Below are 17,182 nucleotides of genomic sequence, written 5' to 3' on the forward strand. Positions count from 1 at the left end.
CACGGAACCAGCCCGGAGACCCTCTGGTAACCCGCCCGTGACCTGACGGTGCCTAGTCTCCGCAGTGCTCATGCCGGACGGTCACGTAGGCCTGGGGCGCAACGGCGCACCCCGTGAACCGCGGACCGACCGACCGGCGCGACGACGAGAAGTGGAGAAACCGGCGTGAAGAATGTGATGCGGGCTGCGGCCCTCGGCGGGGCCGTGGCCCTCGCCCTGGCCGCGTGCGGCAGTGCCCCCGACGAGGCCGAGGAGACCGCCGGCGGCGACACCGCCTCGGACTTCAAGGCGTGCATGGTCTCCGACCAGGGCGGGTACGACGACCAGTCGTTCAACCAGTCCGGGTACGAGGGCCTGGTGCGCGCGGGCGAGGAGCTCGGCATCGAGATCAACGCGCTCGAGTCCTCCGGCGACTCCGACTACGGCCCCAACATCGACAGCCTGGTCCAGGACGGCTGCACGCTGATCATCGGCGTCGGCTTCCTGCTCGAGCAGGCGATCGAGGACGGCGCGACGGCGAACCCCGACGTCGAGTTCGCGCTCATCGACTCGACGTTCTCGGACGACGACTTCAACCCGCTCGAGTTCGACAACGCCAAGCCGATCCTGTTCAACACGGCCGAGGCCTCGTACCTCGCGGGCTACGTCGGCGCCGCCATGTCGGAGTCCGACGTCGTCGGCACCTTCGGCGGTCTGCCGATCCCGTCGGTCCAGATCTTCATGGACGGCTTCGTCGACGGCGTCGCCGCCTGGAACGAGGAGTCGGGCGAGTCCGTCCGCGTGCTCGGCTGGGACAAGGAGGCCCAGGACGGCTCCTTCACCGGTGACTTCGAGACCCAGGCCAACGGCCAGAACACGGCCCAGGGCTTCATCGACCAGGGCGCGGACGTCATCATGCCCGTCGCCGGTCCCGTCGGCCTGGGTGCGGCGGCCGCCGCCTCGGGCGTCGAGGGCACCAAGCTCATCTGGGTCGACAACGACGGCTACAACACCACCGAGTACGGCTCGCTCATGCTCACCTCGGTGATGAAGCAGATCGGCGACGCCGTGTTCGAGGTCGTCCGCGAGGCGTCCGCCGGCAACTTCACCAACGAGCCGTACGTCGGCACGATCGAGAACGGCGGCGTCGGCATCGCCCCGTTCCACGACTTCGAGGCGGAGATCCCCGCCGAGGTCAGCGAGCGCGTCGAGGAGCTGTACGCCCAGATCGCGTCCGGCGAGCTCGTCATCGAGTCGCCGAACTCCCCGTGACACCGGCCTGACGACGACGGCCCGGGCGTGCATCGCCCGGGCCGTCGTCCGTGACGGGCCCGTCACGGAGCACCCGCAGGCCGCCCGCACGGGCCGGTCGGCACGGGGTGCAGGGCCCACGAGGAGGCCCACGCCCGGGACGTCCGGGGCAGGGTACGGTTCGCTCTCGGCGGACGCGCGGTGCGCGGACGACGGGGGCGCCGGGCACACGACGAACGAAGACAGGAAGCAGGTCGGATGAGGCTCGAGCTGCGCGGCATCACGAAGAGGTTCGGCTCGTTCACCGCGAACGACTCGATCGACCTCGTCGTCGAGCCCGGACAGATCCATGCGTTGCTGGGCGAGAACGGCGCCGGCAAGAGCACGCTCATGAACACCCTCTACGGGCTCTACACGCCCGACGAGGGGCAGATCCTGCTGGACGGCCGTGCCGTCGAGTTCGACGGCCCCGGGCAGGCCATGGCCGCCGGCATCGGCATGGTGCACCAGCACTTCATGCTCGTGCCCGTGTTCACCGTCGCCGAGAACGTCGCGCTGGGGCACGAGCCCACGGCCGCCGGCGGCCTCATCGACGTCACCCGCGCCCGCGGCGCCGTGCGCGAGGTCGCGCAGCGGTTCGGGTTCGAGGTCGACCCCGACGCCACCGTCGAGGACCTGCCCGTCGGGGTCCAGCAGCGCGTCGAGATCATCAAGGCGCTCGCCCGCGACGCGCAGGTGCTCATCCTCGACGAGCCGACCGCGGTGCTGACGCCGCAGGAGACCGACGAGCTCATCGAGATCATGCGCCAGCTGCGTGCGCAGGGCACCTCGATCCTCTTCATCACGCACAAGCTGCGCGAGGTGCGCGCGGTCGCCGACAAGATCACCGTCATCCGTCGTGGCCAGGTCGTCGGCTCCGCCGACCCCTCCGCCTCGGAGACCGAGCTCGCGTCCCTCATGGTCGGCCGTGCCGTCCAGCTCGGGGTCGAGAAGGCGCCCGCCCGCCCCGGCGGCGTCGTGCTGCGGGTCGACGACCTCACGGTCCTCGACGCCGCGGGCACCGCCGTGGTCGACCGCGTGGACCTCGAGGTCCGCGCGGGCGAGATCATGGCCGTCGCCGGTGTGCAGGGCAACGGGCAGACCGAGCTCGCCGAGACGCTGCTCGGGCTCGTCACGCCCACCTCGGGCTCCGTGTCGCTCGACGGCATGGAGCTCGACGGGCTGTCCGTGCGCGACCGCCTCGCCGCGGGCCTGGGCTTCGTGCCCGAGGACCGCAGCACCGACGGCGTCATCGCCGACTTCACCATCCAGGAGAACCTGGTCCTCGACCTGGTCGACACCCCGCCGTACTCGCGGCGCGGCGCGATCGACCGCAAGCTCCTCCGGGAGAACGCCGAGCAGCGCGTCGCCGAGTTCGACGTGCGCGCCACGTCCGTCGACTCGACCCTGGGCCAGCTCTCCGGCGGCAACCAGCAGAAGGTCGTGCTGGCCCGCGAGCTGTCGCGCCCGCTGCGCCTGCTCGTCGCGTCCCAGCCCACCCGTGGCCTCGACGTCGGCTCGATCGAGTTCGTGCACAAGCGCGTCGTCGCCGAGCGCGACAAGGGCACGGCCGTCGTCATCGTCTCGACCGAGCTCGACGAGGTCGCGGCGCTCGCCGACCGGGTCGCCGTCATGTACCGCGGCCGCGTCGTCGGGGTCGTCCCCGGCAGCACGGACCGCGACGTGCTCGGCCTGATGATGGCCGGCGTCCCGCTCGAGGAGGCTACCGCGCAGGCCGCCGCCCACCACACCACGCTCGGCCAGGCCGACCAGCGCACGGCCCGCCCGGGCACGCCGACGCGCTCCCAGGACGCCCGGCACCAGGAGGAGGGGCGATGAGCGACCCCGGCACGATGCCGCCGGCGCAGCCGAAGGACCGCACGAGCCGGGGTGCGGCCCCGTCGCAGAGCTCCGTGCTGCAGGACATGCTGTCCTCGACCTGGCTCATGACGTTCGCCGCGCTGGTGCTCGCCCTCCTCTTCGGCGGGGTGCTCATCGCGTTCGCCGACCCCGACGTGCAGGCGGCCGCGACGTACTTCTTCGCCCGGCCGCTGGACACCCTCGGGGCCATCTGGACCAGCGTCTCCAGCGCGTACGTCGCCCTCTTCCAGGGTGCGGTCTTCGACTGGGACGCCAGCAGCCCGGCCCGCGCGATCCGCCCCCTCACCGAGACGCTGACCATCTCGGCCCCCCTGATCCTCGCCGGGCTCGGCGTCGGCGTCGGCTTCCGTGCCGGCCTGTTCAACATCGGCGGGCAGGGCCAGATCACCCTCGGCGCGGTCCTCGCGGCGTGGATCGGCTTCAGCTGGAACCTGCCGATCGGCCTGCACCTGGTCCTCGCCCTGGTCGGCGGTGCCGTCGGTGGCGCGGTCTGGGCCGCGATCGCCGGCGTGCTCAAGGCCCGCACCGGTGCGCACGAGGTGATCGTCACGATCATGCTCAACTACATCGCGGTCTACGCCACGCTGTACCTGATCACGACGAGCGTCTTCGCCTCGCCGACGCCGCAGGTCGCCAAGCCGGTCGCCGACACCGCGATGCTGCCGAACCTGCTCGGGGAGCCGTTCCGCCTGCACCTGGGCTTCGTGCTCGCGCTCGCCGCGGCCGCCGGTGTCTGGTGGCTGATGGAGCGGTCGACCCTCGGCTTCCGGTTCCGCGCCGTCGGGTCGAACCCGCACGCCGCCCGCACGGCGGGCATCTCCGTCGCCACGACCACCGTGCTCGTCATGGTCGTCTCCGGGGCGCTGACCGGTCTGGCCGGCGCCACGCAGCTGCTGGGCACCGAGCGCAACCTCACGGCGGCGATCGCCGGCAGCATCGGGTTCGACGCGATCACGGTCGCGCTGCTCGGCCGGTCCAAGCCGCTCGGCACCGTGCTCGCCGGCATCCTGTTCGGCGCCTTCGCCGCCGGCGGGCGCCTCATGCAGACCCGCACGGGCACGCCGATCGACATCGTGCTCGTGCTGCAGTCGCTCATCGTCCTGTTCATCGCCGCGCCGCCGCTCGTGCGGGCCGTCTTCCGGCTGCCCGCCCCGGGCCAGCGCCGTCGCTCCGCCGTGGAGGCCGCAGCATGAGCCTCGCCGCTCCCACCCTCGCCCCCGCCGCGGCGGTCAAGGCGCGCACCAGCTACAAGGCACCGATCGCCTACGGCGTCGTCGCCCTGCTCGCCCTGCTGTGGATGCCGCTGCGCACCCCGGCCGGCGACACCACGTTCCGGCTCTCGTCCGCGGACGACTTCTTCCAGATCCCGCAGTTCGCGCTCGCCGCGGCCCCGGTCGTCTGGGTGCTGGTCCTCGTGGCCGTCGCACTCGCCGCGCTCTCGTTCTGGCTCACGCGGGCCGAGAAGCCGGTCGGGCTGTGGCTCCCGGTCGTCTTCGCCGTCGCTCTGGTGCTGGCGTTCCTCACGTTCGTCGGCGCGGGCAACGCCTCCGTCATCCCGCTGACCTCGATCGCGACGGGCAGCCTGTTCCTGGCCACCCCGCTGATCTTCGGCGCGCTGGCGGGCGTGCTCTCCGAGCGCGTCGGCATCGTCAACATCGCGATCGAGGGGCAGCTGCTCGCCGGGGCGTTCCTCGCCGCCGTGATCGGCTCGGTCACCACGTCGGCGTACCTCGGGCTCGTCGCGGCCCCGGTCGCCGGTGCCCTCGTCGGCATGCTGCTGGTGTTCTTCTCGGTCCGGTACCACGTCAACCAGGTCATCGTCGGTGTCGTGCTCAACGTGCTGGTCGTCGGCCTGACGAGCTTCCTGTTCTCGACCGTGCTCGCCGAGGACCCGGCGACCTGGAACTCGCGGACCGAGCTGCCCGAGCTGCCGATCCCGGTGCTCTCGCAGATCCCCGTGCTCGGGCCGATCCTGTTCCGCCAGACGCTGCTCGTCTACCTCATGTACGTCATCGTCATCGCGTTGCAGGTGTACCTGTTCCGCAGCCGGTGGGGCCTGCGCGTGCGGGCCGTCGGCGAGCACCCCAAGGCCGCCGACACCGTGGGCATCGACGTCAACCGCACCCGGGTGCGCACCACGGTGCTCGCCTCCGCGATCGCGGGCCTGGGCGGTGCGTTCTTCACGGTCGCGTCCGGCCTGGCCTTCGGCAAGGAGATGACGGGTGGGCGGGGCTTCATCGCCCTGGCTGCCGTCATCCTCGGCCGGTGGAGCCCGAAGGGCGCGGTCGCCGCGGCCCTGCTGTTCGGGTTCGCGGAGAACCTGCGCACGGTCCTGGGCACCCTGGGGTCCGAGGTGCCGCCGCAGTTCCTGCTGATGGTGCCGTACGTCGTGACGATCCTGGCTGTCGCCGGCTTCGCGGGTCGCGTGCGCGCCCCCGCGGCCGAGGGCATCCCGTACGTCAAGTGAGCGCCCCCGCACCCGGTACGGACGCGGGCCGTCCCGTCGAGATCGACTGGGACGGCCTGCGGGCCGCCGCCCGTGACGTCATGACCCGGGCCTACGTCCCGTACTCCCGGTTCCCCGTGGGTGTCGCCGCGCTCGTCGACGACGGCCGCGTCGTCGTCGGGTGCAACGTGGAGAACGCGTCGTACGGCGTGACGCTCTGCGCCGAGTGCAGCCTCGTGTCGATGCTGCACGTGACCGGTGGTGGGCGCCTCGTGGCGTTCACGTGCGTGGACGGGCACGGCAACGTGCTCGCCCCCTGCGGCCGGTGCCGCCAGCTGCTCTTCGAGCACGGCGGCCCGGACCTGCTGGTCGAGACCGTCCGGGGCATCCGCCCCATGCACGAGGTCCTGCCCGACGCCTTCGGGCCGGTGGACCTCGTCGAGCGAGGAGAAGCACAGTGACCGAGCCCTTCGACGCCGTCGACGTCATCGTCGCCAAGCGGGACGGCCGCCGGCTGCCCGACGCCCAGATCGACTGGGTGCTCGACGCGTACACGCGCGGCGTGGTGGCCGACGAGCAGATGTCCGCCCTGGCCATGGCGATCCTGCTCAACGGCATGGACCGCGAGGAGATCGCCCGCTGGACGGCGGCCATGATCGCGTCCGGCGAGCGCATGGACTTCTCGGGCCTGTCGCGCCCGACGTCGGACAAGCACTCCACCGGCGGGGTCGGCGACAAGATCACGCTGCCGCTCGCGCCCCTCGTCGCCGTGTTCGGCGTCGCGGTGCCGCAGCTGTCCGGCCGCGGCCTCGGCCACACCGGCGGCACGCTCGACAAGCTCGAGTCGATCCCCGGCTGGCGCGCCGCGCTGACCAACGACGAGATGATGCGCCAGCTCGAGGACGTCGGCGCCGTCATCTGCGCCGCCGGGTCGGGCCTGGCCCCCGCGGACCGCAAGCTCTACTCGCTGCGCGACGTCACCGGCACCGTCGAGGCGATCCCGCTCATCGCGAGCTCGATCATGAGCAAGAAGATCGCCGAGGGCACCGGCTCGCTGGTGCTCGACGTCAAGGTCGGCTCGGGCGCCTTCATGAAGGACCTCGACCGCGCGACCGAGCTGGCCCGCACCATGGTCGAGCTCGGCACCGACGCGGGCGTGACCACCATCGCCCTGCTGACCGACATGTCGACGCCGCTCGGCCTGACCGCGGGCAACGCGCTCGAGGTCCGCGAGTCCGTCGAGGTCCTCGCCGGCGGCGGCCCGGCCGACGTCGTCGAGCTCACCGTCGCCCTCGCGCAGGAGATGCTCGCCGCGGCGGGCGTCCAGGACGCCGACCCGGCCGCGGCGCTGGCCGACGGGCGGGCCATGGACCGGTGGCGGGCCATGATCGCGGCGCAGGGCGGCGACCCGGACGCGACCCTGCCGGTCGCGCGCGAGAGCGAGCAGGTGCTCGCGGAGTCCGACGGCGTGCTGACGACGCTCGACGCGTACGCCGTGGGCGTGGCCGCGTGGCGCCTCGGCGCCGGGCGCGCCCGCAAGGAGGACCCGGTGCAGGCCGGCGCGGGCGTCGAGATGCACGTCAAGCCCGGTGACCGGGTGCGTGCCGGGCAGCCGCTGCTCACGCTGCACACCGACACCCCCGAGCGGTTCGCGCGCGCGCACGACGCCCTCGCCGGCGGCGTGGTGGTCGAGCCGGACGGCGCCGCGGGCGCCCGCCCCCTGCTGCTGGGGCGGATCGCCGCGGACTGAGCAGGACCGCGCCGGGCGCCCGGCGCCCGTGACCCCCCGGCCGGTGGGGCCACGGACGCGGGGCCGCCTGGCAGCGTCGGCGGGGGAGGGCCACGATGGAGGCGACCCGCAGCCGACGACAAGGAGGAGCCATGAGCACCGTTCCGGGGGCCGAGGCGTGGCGCGACGCAGGGCTGGTCCCCGTCGAGCCCGAGCAGCCGGTACGGCTGACGGACGAGCCCGACGCCGACGTGGTCGACGCCGAGGACTACCGGCCGGGTGTCGCGCGCGCCGACCGGGACGGGCTCGCGGCGGAGGCCGACGTCGCCGAGCAGGCGGCCGAGGAGCCCCTCGAGGAGGACGACGACCAGGGATGAGCAGGCCATGAGCACGAGCACCGCGGGTGCACCGCACGACGGCACCGTCCGCGACCGGCAGGACCTGGAGGCGCGCATCCGCGCGCTGCCGAAGGTCCTCCTGCACGACCACCTCGACGGGGGGCTGCGGCCGGCGACGGTCGTCGAGCTCGCCGCGGCGGTCGGGCACGAGCTGCCGGAGACGGACCCCGACGCGCTGGGCGCGTGGTTCGTCCGGGCCGCGAGCTCGGGCTCGCTCGTGGAGTACCTCAGCACGTTCGAGCACACCGTGGCCGTCATGCAGACCGCCGACGCGCTGCGCCGGGTCGCCCGCGAGGCCGTGGTCGACCTGGCCCGCGACGGCGTCGTGCACGCCGAGCTGCGGTACGCCCCCGAGCAGCACCTGCGCGCCGGGATGACCCTCGACGAGGTCGTGGGCGCGGTGCGCGAGGGCATCGAGGCGGGCGTGGCCGAGGCCGCGGCGGAGGGGCGCACGATCCGGGCGGGCGCGCTGCTGTGCGCCATGCGGCACCTCGACCGGGGCGAGGAGATCGCGGCCCTGACGATCGCGCACCGCGACGCCGGCGTGCTCGGGTTCGACATCGCCGGGCCGGAGGAGGGCTTCGCACCCTCGCGGCTGGCGGGGGCGTTCCGCGTGCTGCGCGACGCGAGCATGCCCGTGACCGTCCACGCGGGCGAGGACGCGGGCCTGGCGTCGGTCGCCGAGGCCGTGCACGTCGCGGGCGCGTGCCGCCTGGGCCACGGGGCGCGGGTCATCGACGACGTGCACGCCACGCCGGACGGCGGGTGGCGGCTGGGCCGGCTCGCCCACTGGATCCGCGACCGGCGCATCACGCTCGAGATGTGCCCGTCGTCGAACGTGCAGACCCGCGCGGCGACGAGCGTCGCCGAGCACCCCGCGACGCCGCTGCTTCGCGCGGGCTTCGCGGTGACGATCAGCACGGACAACCGCCTGCAGTCCGGCACGAGCCTGTCGCGCGAGCTCGCGCTGCTCGTGCACGAGGCCGGCTGGACCTTCGCGGACGTGGTGGAGGCGACCGTCACGGCCGCCCGCGCCGCGTTCGTGCACCACGACGAGCGCGAGAGCCTCGTCCACGACGTGATCCTGCCGGCGGCCGCCGGCCCAGACGCCGGGAGGCACCGCGCATGAGCGACGACACCACCACCGCACCCCACGACGCCGCGGGCCTGGCCCGGTACGTCGACCACACCCTGCTCAAGCCGGAGGCCACCCGCGCGGACGTCGAGGCGCTGATCGCCGAGGGCGTCGCGCTCGGGGTCTACTCCGTGTGCATCTCGCCGTCGTTCCTGCCCGTCGAGGTGCCCGTGGGCCTCGACGGTGCGCCCGCGCTGCTGGTCGCGACCGTGTGCGGGTTCCCGTCGGGCAAGCACCGCAGCGAGGTCAAGGCCGCCGAGGCGGCCCGGTCCGTCCTCGACGGCGCGCACGAGGTCGACATGGTCATCGACGTCGGCGCGGCCAAGGAGGGGCGCTTCGCGGACGTGGAGGCGGACATCGCGGCGGTGCGTGCCGCGGTGCCGGCACCCACGGTCCTCAAGGTCATCATCGAGTCGGCGGCGCTGAGCGACGAGGAGATCGTCGCCGTGTGCCGCGCCGCGGAGGCGGCCGGCGCGGACTTCGTCAAGACGTCCACGGGGTTCCACCCCGCGGGCGGTGCGTCGGTGCACGCCGTGCGCCTCATGGCGCAGACCGTCGGCGGGCGCCTCGGCGTCAAGGCGTCGGGCGGGGTCCGGTCCGCGGCCGACGCGCTGGCCATGGTCGAGGCCGGGGCGACGCGCCTCGGGCTGTCCGGCACCGCGGCCGTGCTCGCGGGCGTCACGGCCGACGCGGGCTACTGACGCACCGACGTCGCACCCGCGGGCCGCTGGTACGTGTCAGTCCGCGGGTGCGATGAGAGCCGCGTGAGAGTTCGCCCCGGAGGGGGCGATCGGGACATCTTCGGCACCCCGCGGGCGTTGACTCGGCACACCCGCGCGCACGATGGTGGACCGTCGTCCAGCACCGTGCGGGCGACGAGCAGCAGTGCACCGCCTCACCCCGACCCGCGGACGGCGTGCGCACCACAGGAGGAGACGCACGCGCGATGGGCCGGATCGGTCGCGGCACCCTGATCGCCGTCCTCGTCGTGCCGTTCGTGCTCGGCGCCGTGCTCGCCGGGGCCATCGGGCTCCCCGCGTCCGGGACGAAGACCCTGCACGTGCCCGAGGGCTGGCGGGCCGTCTGGGAGGACGCGACGGTCGTCGAGGACGACGACGTGGCGCTCGCCTGGGGCGACCTCGCCGGCGAGGACCCCCTCGACGCGCCGGAGGAGATCCGGTTCGACCCCGACCGTGTGCTCGACCAGCTCCAGGCGCTGCACGACTACGACGTCGACGTGCTCGGCCTCGAGCCCGAGGGCGGTCAGGCGGCCGGGCGCAAGGTCCTCGTGGTCGTCGACGGCACGTGGTCGCAGGGCCCCGGTGCGGCCGGCAGCGGCGTCCTCAACGCCGTCGGCGGGGGCCTCGCGGACGGTGCGGGCGAGCCCGCGCTGACCCAGGGGGCGGTCGTCGACGGCGTCGGCCTGCTGCGGGTCGCGCCGCAGGTCCTCGCGTCCTCCCTCGAGGACCCGCCCGAGCCCACCGTGCAGGCCGAGCCCTCGTCGCTGCGCGAGGACCCGACCCTGGTCACCCCGCCCGCCGAGGTCGTCCCCGGCACCCCCTGGGAGCTCGCCCGCGGGTTCGGCGAGGTCGTGCAGCACCTGCTCGTCTCCGGCGCGGGCGGGCGCGGGCTGACCGACCCCTCGGCGGCGACCTTCTGGTCCGCGTCCGCCGCGTACCTGGCCTCGCTGGCCGTGCCCGGCCAGCACGCCGACGTCTCCGACCTGCTGCACGGCTCCCAGCTCGCCTGGGGCAGCGCCCGGCAGGACGTCGGCTCGTGGCTGCTCCTGCAGCACCTGGCCGGCCAGCACGACGTGTCCCTGGTGCGCCGCCTGTGGACCGAGGCGATGCCCGACGAGCAGCCGCTGGCCGCCTACGCCCGGCTCACCTCGTCGAGCGGCACCGTCGTCAACGGGCGCGTCGCGCAGTACGCCCTGCGGGCCGTCGCCGCCGACGTCGCCGGCACCGGCGGGCCGGGCGCCGTCCTGGCCGACGTGGACCCCGTGCTCCGGACGCGGCTGACGACGCCCCTGGAGGCCGTCGCCGACGACCCCGGGCACTACCGCGTGCTCGGGGCCTTCGCGCCCGCCGCCTACGGGTACAACGTGGTCGAGCTCGCCCCTGCCGCGGTCGGCGCACCCGTGCGCGTCCGGCTGCGGGGGCACGTCGAGGCCGCCCCCGCCGACGCGACCTGGGCGGTCGGGTTCGTCGTCCACGGCGCCGACGGGATCCGCTACTCGCCCGTCACGCAGACGGCCGACGGCGAGGTCGAGCTGGTCCCCCGCGAGGGCGACTCCCAGGTGCACCTCGTCGTCGTGGCGGCGCCCGGCCAGGTCAGCCAGCCGGCGGCCGGCCAGGGGTTCGCCGCGACCCCGCGGTTCCCGTACGAGCTGCGCGTCGAGGGTGCGCAGGTCGTCACGACCCACGACGTGGTCGAGGGCGGGCACGCGCACGCGAACGGCGGCGGATGGGTCGACGACGACGCGAGCGTGGACCCGGCGGCCTGGGTCGGGCCCGACGCGGTGGTGCGCGGGAAGGCGACCGTCGGCGCGGAGGTCCGGCTCGAGGGGCGGGCCTGGGTCGAGGCCGGCGCCGAGGTCACCGGGTCCGTCGTCGTCCGTGACAGCGCGGTCGTGCAGGGCACCGCGCGGCTGTCCGGCGACCTCGTGGTAGGCGGCGACGCCGTCGTCGGCTTCACGTGCGACGCCGGCGTCTACACCTCCTACCGGGCGGGTGCGACGTGCGACGCCGCGGGGCAGGACTCCGACGTGAACGCCCCGGTCACGCCCTTCACCGCGGGGGAGACGGCGCTGAGCCCGCAGGCCACGCCGACGCCCAGCCCGACGCCCACGCCGACCCCGACGCTCTCGCCGACGCCGAGCCCCACGGGCAGCCCCTCGTCCGACGCCCCGTCGCCGTCGGACGACCCGACGTCGGAGGACGTGGCGCCGCCCGCACCGGTGCCCGCGGGCGCCTGCACGGCGCGCTACCGCGTGACCAACCGGTGGCCGGGCGGCTACCAGGCCGAGGTGAAGGTGACGGCGACGACCGACGGTGTCGAGGGCTGGGCCGTCTCCTGGACCCAGCCGGACGGCGTGGGCGCCCCGACCGAGGTCTGGGGGGCGACGCTCACCAGCAGCGGCGGATCGCTGCGCGCCGAGGACGTCGGCTGGAACGGCTGGGTGCCCGAGGGCGAGTCGGTGGTGTTCGCGTTCCAGGGCAGCGCGGACGGCGACGGCGACCTGCGCGAGCCGTCCCTGAGCTGCAGCCGCCGGGGCTGACCCGGACCGTGCCACCGGCCCGCCGCACGCGGGGGCCGGTGGCTCGACGCTGCTGGCGACCGGCGCTGCGAGAGGCGGTGCTGCGAGAGACGGGGCTGCTAGAGGCCGAGCGTCGCGCGCACGTCGGCGGCGACGGCCGTCAGACGGGCCCGGGCGGTGCGGTGCGCCGCGTCCAGCGCGTGCCGGTCGGCGTCGGGCGCGACGGGCACGACGACCTCCAGGTAGCACTTGACCTTCGGCTCGGTGCCGGACGGGCGCACGACGACGCGCGTGCCGTCCGCGGTGAGCAGGCGGATCCCGTCGGTGGGCGGCAGGCCGTCGCGGTCGTCCTCGGTGCCGGCGGCCAGGTCGACGACCTGCACGACCTCGGAGCCACCGAGCGACGTCGGCGGTGCGGAGCGCAGCGCCTGGACCGTCGAGGCGATGCGGCCCAGGTCGGTGAACCGGGCCGAGACCTGGTCGGACACGTGCAGGCCGTGCGCGCGCGCCAGGTCGTCCAGCGCGTCGACGAGCGTGCGCCCCTCCGCGGCGAGCCGTGCCGCCAGGTCGACGACCCGCACGGCCGCCGAGATGCCGTCCTTGTCGCGCACGTGCGCGGGGTCGACGCAGTAGCCGAGCGCCTCCTCGTACCCGAACACCAGGCCCTCGGTGCGGCTGATCCACTTGAAGCCGGTCAGCGTCGGCGCGAAGCCGAGACCCGCGGACGCGGCGATCCTGCCGAGCAGCCGCGAGGACACGATGGAGCAGGCGACCGCGGGGTGCGCGGGCAGCGTCGCCGGGTCGGCGGCGCCGGCCCGGGCCACGGCGTCGGCGCCGAGCAGCGCCCCGACCTCGTCGCCGTGCAGCATCCGCCAGCCGTCGGCCTGCGGGGACTGCGGGGCACCCTTGACGTGGTGCCGCGTGTCGACGACCGCGACGGCGCAGCGGTCCGCGTCCGGGTCGAGCGCGACCACGAGGTCCGCGCGCGTCGCCGACGCCAGCGCCAGGGCGAGGTCCATCGCGCCCGGCTCCTCGGGGTTCGGGAACGTGACCGTCGGGAAGTCCGGGTCCGGCTCGGCCTGCTCGGGCACGAGCGTGACGTCGGTGAAGCCGGCACGCGCGAGCACGTCGTGCGCGACGGCGCCGCCCACGCCGTGCAGCGGGGTCAGGACGACCTTCAGGCGGGCGGCGCGCTCGCGGGCCGCGGTGTCGTCGGCCGCGAGCGCCACCGCGGTGCGGGTGTACTCCTCGACGATCTCCGGGCCGAGGACGGTCCAGCCCTGCTCGGCGCGGGGCACCGACGCGACGGACGGGACGCGGTGGATCTCGGCGGCGATGGCGGCGTCGGTGGGCGGGACGATCTGCGCGCCCTGGCCGCCGTCGGTGACGACGCGCCCGCCGAGGTAGACCTTGTAGCCGTTGTCGCGCGGCGGGTTGTGCGAGGCGGTGACCATGACGCCGGCGTCGGCGTGCAGGTGCCGCACGGCGAACGCCAGCACGGGGGTGGGCAGGGGGGCGGGCAGCAGGTGCACCTCGATGCCGACGGCCGTCATGACGGCGGCGGTGTCGAGGGCGAAGCGGTGGGAGTTGTGCCGGGCGTCGTAGCCGACGACGACGCGGGGCGCCGGGGTCCGTCCCTCGAGCTCGCCGAGCAGGAAGTCCGCGAGCCCGGCGGCGGCACGGATGACCACGGCCCGGTTCATGCGGTGCGGGCCGCCCGCGAGCTCGCCGCGCAGGCCGGCGGTGCCGAACTGCAGCAGGCCGGAGAACCGGTCGGCGAGGTCGGCGCGCGCGCGGGACGCGGCGTCGAGGACCTGCTGCTGCGTCGGGTCGGGCGTGGCCCCGGGCGCGAGGCTGTCGGGGGTGCGGCGCGCCGTGGCGAGCAGGGTGCGCAGCTCGTCGGCGGTCTGCGGGTCCGGGTCGTCGGCGACCCACGCCTCGACCTGCGCCGCCAGCGCGTCCCAGCGCCCGGGGGCGTCGTCGTCCTGCGGGGTCTGCGTCGCGTCGGCACTCACGGGGTCCACGCTAGTGGCGCGCGGGCGCCGCGACGAACCCGGGCGCGGTGCCGGCGCCGGCCGTGACGGGCCGTGCGGGGGACGGCTCCGGCCCCGCCCGTCGCCCGGTGCGCGGGGCGGGGGCGGGGCCGGCGGGCGTCAGAGCCGCTGGACGACGCGGGCGAGCAGGTCGCTGATCCGCGGGCCCGCGGCCTGGCCGGCCTCGATGACCTCGGCGTGCGAGAGCGCCTCGGTGCCGATGCCCGCGGCGAGGTTGGTGACGAGGGACACCCCGAGGACCTCGAGCCCGGCGTGCCGGGCGGCGATGGCCTCGAGCGTCGTCGACATGCCGACGAGGTCGCCGCCGAGCACCCCGGCCATCCGCACCTCGGCCGGCGTCTCGTAGTGCGGGCCGGGGAACTGCACGTACACGCCCTCGTCGAGGCTCGCGTCGACCTCGCGAGCGACCGCGCGCAGCCGGGCCGAGTACAGGTCGGTGAGGTCGACGAAGGTGGCGCCCTCGAGCGGCGACGTCGCCGTGAGGTTGATGTGGTCGTTGATGAGGACGGGCGTGCCGGGCGCCCAGGCGGGGTTCAGGCCGCCGCAGCCGTTGGTGAGCACGACCGTGGAGGCGCCGGTCGCGGCGGCGGTCCGCACGCCGTGCACGACGCGACGCACGCCGCGGCCCTCGTACAGGTGGGTGCGCGAGCCCAGCACGAGCGCGTGCCGGCCGGTGTCGCCGATGCGGATGGAGCGCAGCGTGCCGACGTGCCCGACGACCGCGGGGCGGGCGAAGCCGGGAATCTCGTGGCTCGGGACCTCCGCGACGGTCTCGCCGATGAGGTCGGCGGCCCCGCCCCAGCCCGAGCCCAGCACGAGGGCGACGTCGTGGCGCTCGACGCCTGTGCGCTCGGCGATCACCTGCGCGGCGAGGCGCGCGACGTCGAAGGGGTCGGTGGTGGGGTCGTCCAGCTCGGGGGCGGCGTGATCGGTCATGGTCGAAGGCTATCCGGACGGACGTGCCCGCCCTGCTCCGCCCGCCCTGCTCCACCGGCCCCGCTCCGCCGCGCCCTGCCCGCCCGACGTGCGCGCGGTCGGGCAGGATGGGCGCGTGAGCCAGCACACCCCCGACGCCAGCCCGCAGCAGCCCGCACCCGCCGCCCCGGACGAGCCCCAGGTGGCGCGCGCGGCGGCCGCCTCGACCGTCAGCCCGTCGTCGGACGGCCGCCCCGTCAGCCGCGTGGTCGTGGTGGGCGGCGGCCCCGGCGGGTACGAGGCGGCGCTGGTCGCGCGGCGGCTCGGCGCGCAGGTCACCGTCGTCGAGCGCAGCGGGCTGGGCGGTTCCGCGGTGCTGACGGACGTCGTGCCGTCCAAGACGCTCATCGCGACGGCGGAGTGGATGACGATCGCCGACCGGGCGCCCGAGCTGGGGATCCGGCTCGCGGGCGTCACGGGCACGGCCGACGCGGTGCGCGACGCGCTGCGGCACACGATCGACCTGGGTGCGGTCAACACGCGCGTCAAGGCTCTCGCGGCGGCGCAGTCCGCGGACATCCGGGCGCGGCTGCAGCGCGAGGGCGTCGAGGTCGTCGCGGGGGACGGGCGCCTGCTCGACGCCGAGCACGTCGCGGTCCGCACGGCCGAGGGTGACGAGCGCGTGCTGCCGGCGGACGTGGTGCTGGTCGCCACGGGGGCGACGCCCCGCGTGCTGCCCGACGCCCAGCCGGACGGCGAGCGCATCCTCACGTGGACGCAGATGTACGACCTGGACGAGCTGCCGCAGCGGCTCGTCGTGGTCGGCTCGGGCGTCACCGGCGCGGAGTTCGCCGGCGCGTACACGTCGCTGGGCGCCGACGTGGTGCTCGTGTCGAGCCGGGACCGGGTGCTGCCCGGCGAGGACGCGGACGCCGCCGAGCTCATCGAGCGCGTGTTCACCCAGCGCGGCATGACCGTCATGGGCCGCTCGCGGGCGTCGTCAGCGCGCCGGACGGCCGACGGCGTCGTGGTGACCCTGGAGGACGGGCGCACGGTCGAGGGGTCGCACGTGCTGCTGGCCGTGGGGTCGGTGCCGACGACGCGCGGCCTGGGCCTGGAGGAGGCGGGCGTGCGCCTGACCCCCTCGGGGCACGTCGAGGTCGACAAGGTCTCACGGACGTCGGTGCGGGGCGTCTACGCCGCGGGCGACTGCACGGGGGTGCTGCCGCTGGCGTCCGTCGCGGCCACGCAGGGGCGGATCGCGATGGCGCACGCCCTCGGCGACGCGGTGCGGCCGCTGTCGCTCACGGGGGTCGCGGCGAACATCTTCACCGCGCCCGAGATCGCGACGGTCGGCCTGTCGGAGGCGCGGCTGCGCGAGCGGGGCATCGCGTACTCCACGAGCATGCTGCCGCTGGCCCGCAACCCGCGCGCGAAGATGCTGGGCGTGCGCGACGGGTTCGTGAAGATCTTCGCCCGCACCGGCACGGGCACGGTCCTCGGCGCCGTGGTCGTGGGCCCGCGGGCCAGCGAGGCGGTGTTCCCGCTGACCCTGGCGGTCACGCACCGGCTCACGACCGACGACGTGGCGGACGCCTCGACGGTGTACCCGTCGATGTCGGGCACCGTGGCCGAGGTCGCGCGCATGCTGCACCAGCGCACCGAGGACTGAGCGCCGAGCACGACGGGCCGGCTGCCGCGCGGCGGACGGCTCAGTCGTCGAGCGAGGCGCGCAGCACGGGCCACGCGTCGGCGAACGCGGGCAGCAGCGGCCGCGCCGGCACGTCGTCGACCGCGACCCACGCGACCTCGACCGACTCGTCGTCGGTGGGGCGGGGCTCCACGGTGCCGACCTCGTCGGCCACCACGGTGGTGTACGACCAGTCGGGGTGCGCGAGCACGTGCGTGCCGCGCACCGCGACGGCCTGCGGGTCGATGCCCGCCTCCTCGCGGGACTCGCGCAGCGCGGCGGCCACGGCGTCCTCCCCGGGCGCGCGGGCGCCGCCCGGCACGCCCCAGGTGCCGCCCGCGTCGGACCACGGCGCCCGGTGCTGCAGCACGACGTGCGTGGCGCACCCGGCGCCGTCCCGACGCAC

The 17,182-nt window shown here is 75.2% G+C and carries 14 protein-coding genes; 11 read left to right on the forward strand and 3 right to left on the reverse strand.

Features of this window, described 5'->3' with window-relative positions:
- Positions 1–165: 165 nt before the first annotated feature.
- From BKA21_RS15675 to BKA21_RS15720, 10 genes are all read left to right on the forward strand, one after another.
- The gene (locus BKA21_RS15675; protein WP_170209072.1) at positions 166–1,251 is read left to right on the forward strand and encodes a BMP family lipoprotein; all 1,086 of its coding nucleotides are present in this window, start codon (positions 166–168) and stop codon (positions 1,249–1,251) included.
- A gap of 237 nt (positions 1,252–1,488) precedes the next feature.
- The gene (locus BKA21_RS15680; protein ID WP_140459883.1) at positions 1,489–3,108 is read left to right on the forward strand and encodes an ABC transporter ATP-binding protein; all 1,620 of its coding nucleotides are present in this window, start codon (positions 1,489–1,491) and stop codon (positions 3,106–3,108) included.
- Positions 3,105–4,343 (forward strand): ABC transporter permease, encoded by a 1,239-nt coding sequence (locus tag BKA21_RS15685; RefSeq protein WP_140459884.1) that lies wholly within the window; start codon positions 3,105–3,107, stop codon positions 4,341–4,343. Before BKA21_RS15680 ends, BKA21_RS15685 begins: the two co-directional genes overlap by 4 nt.
- Positions 4,340–5,617 (forward strand): ABC transporter permease, encoded by a 1,278-nt coding sequence (locus BKA21_RS15690; RefSeq protein ID WP_140459885.1) that lies wholly within the window; start codon positions 4,340–4,342, stop codon positions 5,615–5,617. Before BKA21_RS15685 ends, BKA21_RS15690 begins: the two co-directional genes overlap by 4 nt.
- Complete coding sequence (locus BKA21_RS15695) at positions 5,614–6,057, forward strand: cytidine deaminase (RefSeq protein ID WP_140459886.1); 444 nt, start codon at positions 5,614–5,616, stop codon at positions 6,055–6,057. The genes BKA21_RS15690 and BKA21_RS15695 overlap by 4 nt, the downstream gene beginning before the upstream one ends.
- Positions 6,054–7,346 (forward strand): thymidine phosphorylase, encoded by a 1,293-nt coding sequence (locus BKA21_RS15700; protein WP_140459887.1) that lies wholly within the window; start codon positions 6,054–6,056, stop codon positions 7,344–7,346. The genes BKA21_RS15695 and BKA21_RS15700 overlap by 4 nt, the downstream gene beginning before the upstream one ends.
- 131 nt (positions 7,347–7,477) lie before the next feature.
- On the forward strand, positions 7,478–7,702 hold the full coding sequence (locus BKA21_RS15705) for a hypothetical protein (RefSeq protein ID WP_140459888.1): 225 nt from the start codon (positions 7,478–7,480) through the stop codon (positions 7,700–7,702).
- A 7-nt stretch (positions 7,703–7,709) separates the two neighbouring features.
- Positions 7,710–8,852: an adenosine deaminase gene (locus tag BKA21_RS15710; RefSeq protein ID WP_140459889.1), complete on the forward strand. Its 1,143-nt coding sequence runs from the start codon at positions 7,710–7,712 to the stop codon at positions 8,850–8,852.
- Complete coding sequence (gene deoC, locus BKA21_RS15715; protein ID WP_140459890.1) at positions 8,849–9,559, forward strand: deoxyribose-phosphate aldolase; 711 nt, start codon at positions 8,849–8,851, stop codon at positions 9,557–9,559. Before BKA21_RS15710 ends, deoC begins: the two co-directional genes overlap by 4 nt.
- Before the next feature lie 245 nt (positions 9,560–9,804).
- Positions 9,805–12,138 carry a DUF6055 domain-containing protein gene (locus BKA21_RS15720; RefSeq protein ID WP_140459891.1) on the forward strand — a complete coding sequence of 778 codons (2,334 nt, stop codon included), beginning with the start codon at positions 9,805–9,807 and terminating at the stop codon, positions 12,136–12,138.
- A gap of 98 nt (positions 12,139–12,236) precedes the next feature.
- On the opposite strand, the gene BKA21_RS15725 is transcribed toward BKA21_RS15720, so the two are convergent.
- Positions 12,237–14,132 (reverse strand): phospho-sugar mutase, encoded by a 1,896-nt coding sequence (locus BKA21_RS15725; RefSeq protein ID WP_140459892.1) that lies wholly within the window; start codon positions 14,130–14,132, stop codon positions 12,237–12,239.
- Between the two features lie 138 nt (positions 14,133–14,270).
- Positions 14,271–15,107, reverse strand: a complete 837-nt coding sequence (locus BKA21_RS15730; RefSeq protein WP_140459893.1) for a purine-nucleoside phosphorylase — start codon at positions 15,105–15,107, stop codon at positions 14,271–14,273.
- 115 nt (positions 15,108–15,222) lie between these two features.
- Here BKA21_RS15730 and BKA21_RS15735 point away from each other — a divergent pair, with 115 nt between their 5' ends.
- The gene (locus tag BKA21_RS15735; RefSeq protein ID WP_373308206.1) at positions 15,223–16,758 is read left to right on the forward strand and encodes an NAD(P)H-quinone dehydrogenase; all 1,536 of its coding nucleotides are present in this window, start codon (positions 15,223–15,225) and stop codon (positions 16,756–16,758) included.
- A 40-nt stretch (positions 16,759–16,798) separates the two neighbouring features.
- On the opposite strand, the gene BKA21_RS15740 is transcribed toward BKA21_RS15735, so the two are convergent.
- Positions 16,799–17,146, reverse strand: a complete 348-nt coding sequence (locus BKA21_RS15740) for an NUDIX domain-containing protein (RefSeq protein ID WP_373308208.1) — start codon at positions 17,144–17,146, stop codon at positions 16,799–16,801.
- Positions 17,147–17,182 lie beyond the last annotated feature (36 nt).

The sequence above is a fragment of the Cellulomonas oligotrophica genome, assembly GCF_013409875.1.
Classification (GTDB): domain Bacteria; phylum Actinomycetota; class Actinomycetes; order Actinomycetales; family Cellulomonadaceae; genus Cellulomonas; species Cellulomonas oligotrophica.

What these genes read in the sequence shown, in the direction of transcription:
- BKA21_RS15680 (WP_140459883.1), top strand. Translation starts at nt 1,489, where the DNA reads ATGAGGCTCGAGCTGCGCGGCATCACGAAGAGGTTCGGCTCGTTCACC.
- BKA21_RS15685 (WP_140459884.1), top strand. Translation starts at nt 3,105, where the DNA reads ATGAGCGACCCCGGCACGATGCCGCCGGCGCAGCCGAAGGACCGCACG.
- BKA21_RS15690 (WP_140459885.1), top strand. Translation starts at nt 4,340, where the DNA reads ATGAGCCTCGCCGCTCCCACCCTCGCCCCCGCCGCGGCGGTCAAGGCG.
- BKA21_RS15705 (WP_140459888.1), top strand. Translation starts at nt 7,478, where the DNA reads ATGAGCACCGTTCCGGGGGCCGAGGCGTGGCGCGACGCAGGGCTGGTC.
- BKA21_RS15710 (WP_140459889.1), top strand. Translation starts at nt 7,710, where the DNA reads ATGAGCACGAGCACCGCGGGTGCACCGCACGACGGCACCGTCCGCGAC.
- deoC (WP_140459890.1), top strand. Translation starts at nt 8,849, where the DNA reads ATGAGCGACGACACCACCACCGCACCCCACGACGCCGCGGGCCTGGCC.
- BKA21_RS15720 (WP_140459891.1), top strand. Translation starts at nt 9,805, where the DNA reads ATGGGCCGGATCGGTCGCGGCACCCTGATCGCCGTCCTCGTCGTGCCG.
- BKA21_RS15730 (WP_140459893.1), bottom strand. Translation starts at nt 15,107, where the DNA reads ATGACCGATCACGCCGCCCCCGAGCTGGACGACCCCACCACCGACCCC.